At 59.1% G+C, this 1,332-nt stretch carries 1 protein-coding gene; it reads right to left on the bottom strand.

What is annotated here, in order from left to right:
- Nucleotides 1–27 precede the first annotated feature (27 nt).
- Nucleotides 28–1,146, bottom strand: a complete 1,119-nt coding sequence (locus HMPREF1023_RS14915; RefSeq protein ID WP_009307321.1) for an IS256-like element ISEle1 family transposase — start codon at nt 1,144–1,146, stop codon at nt 28–30.
- Between the last annotated feature and the right edge of the window lie 186 nt (nt 1,147–1,332).

The following is a 1,332-nucleotide window of genomic DNA, read 5'->3' as shown; positions in this document are numbered from 1 at the left end:
TTATAGGCAAGAAAGTGTGTCCAGAGCCTAATCGTAATCCATGCGATAAGGGCCGCTTGCATGCAGGTCATTCCATTGCACAGCAGTGCCCCAGCGCCCCACCGCTTCATCTTTTTCGCTAGCTTCGGCAGCTGCTCGATAAAACTCAGCAATCAGGACGTCCGTCGGCATTTCCTTCAGGATCTCTTTCGGGCTTGCACGGGCTTCAAGGTCCATATAGCACCACCAGAACGCCGCCTTGACGCGCCTCGTCAGCCTCAATCCCCGATGCTCTCGCAGCATGTGGCGGATCTGGGCGTTCACGCCGCCTTCGATCCTGTTCGTAGTCGCCGGAACAGGTCCTCCCTCGAGCAAGCCTTCGTCGAGATAGGTGAATAGGGTACCGGCCCTACAAAGCTTCAGAAGCCCGCCGCGCGCAGTGCGCAGCCTCTCGTGCTTGTAGCGGATCCGCCCGTCAACCACCTCTTTTTCCTTTAGGAATCCTTCCCATGCCGTGCACCAATTAGAGAAGCCCGCAAGCCACTCCGCAGCTTCGTTGAGGCTACCTATGCGCATGAGCTTCTTGGCGATGCCATAGAGCTCAACGCCCGCCTGGAGCCGCGGCCTGGTCGTGGTCTGGCGCTTCACCTGACAGAACGCATGGAAGACGCAGCGCTGCACGCGTGTGTTCGGCCACACGGCGCGCCTCGCCTTCTCGAACCCCTTTCCGCCATCGGTAATCACGACGTCGGGAGGGGCTATGCGCGCCATGAGCGCCGCCCACGCCTGCGCGTTCTCGCTTCTCGCTAGATGCCAGCCGATCACGTGCTTCTCGGTGCAGGCGATCATAATCACGACGTCGCGCCCCAGCCAAAGGCCATCCACCTCCACCACGTGGTGGACCTCGTCACAGACAGGAGCCACGGGCCACAGGTCCCAGAACTTATTCGTGAGATGCCGGAAGGTGCGTCCGGGCATGCCGAACTCGCCTTGGGTCTTTTTCGAGAGCAGCCACCTCAGGAACAGCTCTAGCAGTTTAGGCTCGTTGTCGTAACGTTGCGTGGTGGATGCGCCGCATGCCTTGCAGCGCCAACGAGTCGCCCCCGACGAGGTCTTCCCGTTGCGTTTCGTGTCGCCCCCGCACGCAGGGCACAGTATCTTCTTCATCCCGTGATTGAACCACGGAATTTAAGAGGGCGGTTTACGGCCTCTGACCTGCGGTGTCAAGTCGAAAGCGGACACACATTCTTGCCAGGCACTTAAACCTGCCTCCGAAATTTAAACGATGGTTTATCGAGGGTTTGACCTGCCCTTACACCCCTAAAACGGACACACTTTCTTGCCTATAACCCC

This window comes from Eggerthella sp. 1_3_56FAA, assembly GCF_000185625.1.
GTDB lineage: Bacteria > Actinomycetota > Coriobacteriia > Coriobacteriales > Eggerthellaceae > Eggerthella > Eggerthella lenta.
The sequence above is the reverse complement of the archived record's forward strand: the minus strand, read 5'-3'. Positions and strand labels throughout refer to the sequence as shown.

What these genes read in the sequence shown, in the direction of transcription:
- HMPREF1023_RS14915 (WP_009307321.1), bottom strand. Translation starts at nt 1,146, where the DNA reads ATGAAGAAGATACTGTGCCCTGCGTGCGGGGGCGACACGAAACGCAAC.